The organism is Streptomyces sp. NPDC059456, assembly GCF_042750055.1.
Classification (GTDB): Bacteria; Actinomycetota; Actinomycetes; order Streptomycetales; family Streptomycetaceae; genus Streptomyces.
This window is the reverse complement of sequence record NZ_JBHYVA010000865.1, coordinates 1-3086: the sequence shown is the minus strand read 5'-3', so window position 1 is coordinate 3086 and position 3086 is coordinate 1. Positions and strand designations below refer to the sequence as shown.

Below are 3086 nucleotides of genomic sequence, written 5' to 3'. Positions count from 1 at the left end.
ACCTCAAGCGGGCCTGGGTCCGTGCCGAGCAGTGGCGGACGGCGCGGGAGGCCGAGGAACTGCTCGCGGCGGAGCTGGCGGCGGAGCTCGTGGCGGACCTCGTGGCGGAGCCCGCGGCGGAGGGCAAGGCTGCCGGGGCGTAGCTCACGGTCACGGAACGGGGCACGGCCGGGACGACGCGGGACGCATGTCCGATTACAGAGAGTTGATATCGGTTTGTGTCCTTGGCCCGCCCCCTTGCGGCCCGGAGACGGGGGACTGCTCCGGTACGCTCCCGGGAATGCGAGCGGTTGAGCAGCGCGGGCGACGCGCAGTATGCACCATGCCTACTCCTTCGCGCTGGAATATGCCCGAAGCGCTTGTTGTGGTGACTGTATGTCAACCATGCTTCTCCACAAGGGGATCACTCTCGGTGATCCCGTCCTGTCGCGAGGCGAAGTGTCCGCCGGTTCGGATGGTGTGAGCGGTGCAGGTGCTTCAGGTACAGCTGGAGGTAGGGCCGGACCCCGCCGAGGTCGGCCGGGCCCGCCGCTGGGCGCGGTCGCGGCTGGCCGGGTCGGGCATAGGGGACGACGAACCGCTCGCGGAGACGCTGATCCTGCTGATCTCCGAGCTGGTCACCAACGCGGTCGTGCACACCGGCTGTCCGGCCGTCCTGCGCATGCTGTTCGGGGAGCCGGGCGTACGGGTCGAGGTCGCCGACACCAGCGCCCGCGGCCCGGCGCGGCGGCAGGCCGCCGGGGACGACACGGGCGGGCGCGGGCTGGAGCTGGTGGACGGGCTCGCCGACCGCTGGGGCTGGCAGCGTGAGGGCGCCGGCAAGCGGATCTGGTGCGAGGTCGACCGCGCGGACAAGTCCGCGGACCGCGCGTCCGAGCGGAGCGAGGGCTCGAACAGGGCGTGCGGGTCGACACGGGAACCGCGCGTGTACCTCTAACGAGGTGTTGACGGTTCGTCAACTGTTGATCACCCTTGTACTGAGCGATTCGTCGCGAGGGGACGCCAAGGGCAGACCTTGACGAGTGCGGGTCGTGGGGTGGCGGCTGCCGTGCCGCGCTCGGGGCGCGCACGACCGTACGCCGCCACCCGCTGGACCGCGCCGCCTTCACCGGGACGGCGCGACCAGACCCATCTCGTACGCCTTGATCACCAGTTGTACCCGGTCCCGCGCGTCCAGCTTCGTCAGCAGCCGCGCCACGTGCGACTTCGTCGTCGCCACCGTGATGAACAGCTCCTGCGCGATCTCGCTGTTGGACCTGCCGCGCCCCACCAGCGTCAGCACCTCCTGCTCCCGGCCGGTGATCGCGGGGACCCGCTCGGGGCCGGGGCCGGGCGCCGGTCCCGCGACGAAGTCCGCGATCAGGCGGCGCGTGACCCCCGGCGCGATGAGGGCGTCGCCCGCCGCGACCACCCGCACCGCCGCGAGGAGGTCGTCCAGCGCCATGTCCTTCACGGCGAAACCGCTCGCACCGGCGCGCAGCGCCCCGTACACGTGCTCGTCCTCGTCGAAGGTGGTCAGGATCAGCACCCGGGCGGCGTCCGGGCCGGCCGTGAGCCGGCGGGTGGCCTCGATGCCGTCCATCTCCGGCATCCGGATGTCCATCACCACCACGTCGGGGGCCAGTTCCGCGGCAAGCCGGACCGCCTCGGCGCCGTTCGCCGCCTCGCCCACGACCTCCAGGTCCGGGGTGTCGGCCATCAGGACGCGCAGCCCCGACCGCACCAGCGGCTGGTCGTCGGCGAGCAGGACGCGGATGCCGCTCATCGCTCCCCCTCCCGTTCCAGCGGCAGGACCGCCGCCACCCGGAAGCCGCCCGCGGGCCGCGGGCCGGCCTCGAACCGGCCGTTCAGCAGCGTGGCGCGCTCGCGCATGCCCGTGATGCCGAAGCCGGCGCCCGCCGGGGTGCCGTCCGGGACGCCCTGCCCGTCGTCGTCGATCTCCAGGGCCAGTTCGTCCGTCCCGTACGCGACGCCCACCCGGCAGGCCCCGGCCCGTGCGTGCCGGACCACGTTGGTCAGCGCCTCCTGCACGATGCGGAACGCGGCCAGTTCGATGTCGGACGGCAGCGGCCGCCGCTGCCCCGACCACACCACGTCCACGCGTACGCCCGTGTCGCCCGCGGCGGCCGCGGCGAGCCGGTCGATGCCGTCCAGGCCCGGTGCGGGAGCCAGCGACGCGGGCTCGCTGCGGCGCAGGGCGACCAGCGTGCGGCGCAGCCCGGCGAGGGTCTCGCGGCTGGTGGTCTCGATGGCCTGCAGCGCCTGGCGGGCCTGTGCGGGCTGCGTGTCGATGACCCGGCTGCCGACCCCGGCCTGGATGGCGATGACGCCGATGCTGTGGGCGACCATGTCGTGCAGTTCGCGGGCGATGCGCAGCCGCTCGTCGGTGAGGGCCTGTTCGGTGGCGCGGGCGTGGGCCTGCGCGGCGGACTCCCGGCCGCGCCGCACCGAGTCCCCGATCAGCCAGGCCAGGACCACGAGCGGCAGCTGGCTCTGGGTGAGGACGCGGGCGGAGCCGGTCACGGGCTGGGCGAACTGGGCCGTGAGCAGCAGCAGGACGGTCAGGGCCACGGCCGACCACGTCACCCGGCGCGACCGGGTGGCCGCGACCACGCCGAGCGCCACCGCGGCGGGCAGCACCAGGGCGATCGTGAGCCCGGGCGTGCGGCCGAGGAAGATCACCAGGTAGGCGCCGAAGATCATCAGGAACAGGGTGGTGAGCGGTGCGCGCCGCAGCAGCAGGGCGGCGGTCGCCAGTCCGGTGACCGCGAGGAGCGGCCCGACGTCGAAGATGCGGTCCCCGACGCCGAGGGGCACGCGGAGCGCGATGTTCGACAGTACGAGGGTGCCCAGTGCGGCGCCCGCCCAGAGGGCCGCGGTCTGCCACCGGAGCGCGGGCCGCCCCCCGGCGGTTTTCCCTGATGAGGTGTCCATGCTGCGACGGTAACGGCCGCTCCGGGCCCCCGCCGCGGGCCCCCGGGGGGGTCCCCCCGGGGGGGGCCGGGGGGCGGGGGGCGGGGACCGGGCGCCGCCGGGGGGGCCGGGCCCGCCGCCCCCGCACGGCACTCGCGCAGGAGGAAGGACAC

3 protein-coding genes are annotated in these 3086 nt (G+C 74.5%); 1 reads left to right on the top strand and 2 read right to left on the bottom strand.

The window, feature by feature from the left end:
• The first annotated feature begins 466 nt into the window (after nt 1–466).
• Entirely contained in the window at nt 467–937 is a 471-nt protein-coding gene (locus tag ACFXA3_RS39720) for an ATP-binding protein (RefSeq protein WP_385195838.1), read from the top strand.
• A 168-nt stretch (nt 938–1105) separates the two neighbouring features.
• On the opposite strand, the gene ACFXA3_RS39715 is transcribed toward ACFXA3_RS39720, so the two are convergent.
• Nucleotides 1106–1765 (bottom strand): response regulator, encoded by a 660-nt coding sequence (locus tag ACFXA3_RS39715; protein ID WP_385195836.1) that lies wholly within the window; start codon nt 1763–1765, stop codon nt 1106–1108.
• Nucleotides 1762–2934 carry a sensor histidine kinase gene (locus ACFXA3_RS39710; RefSeq protein ID WP_385195833.1) on the bottom strand — a complete coding sequence of 391 codons (1173 nt, stop codon included), beginning with the start codon at nt 2932–2934 and terminating at the stop codon, nt 1762–1764. The genes ACFXA3_RS39715 and ACFXA3_RS39710 overlap by 4 nt, the downstream gene beginning before the upstream one ends.
• Between the last annotated feature and the right edge of the window lie 152 nt (nt 2935–3086).

Excerpts from the sequence above, each read along its gene's own strand:
- ACFXA3_RS39715 (WP_385195836.1), bottom strand. The coding sequence starts at position 1,765 with ATGAGCGGCATCCGCGTCCTGCTCGCCGACGACCAGCCGCTGGTGCGG.
- ACFXA3_RS39710 (WP_385195833.1), bottom strand. The coding sequence starts at position 2,934 with ATGGACACCTCATCAGGGAAAACCGCCGGGGGGCGGCCCGCGCTCCGG.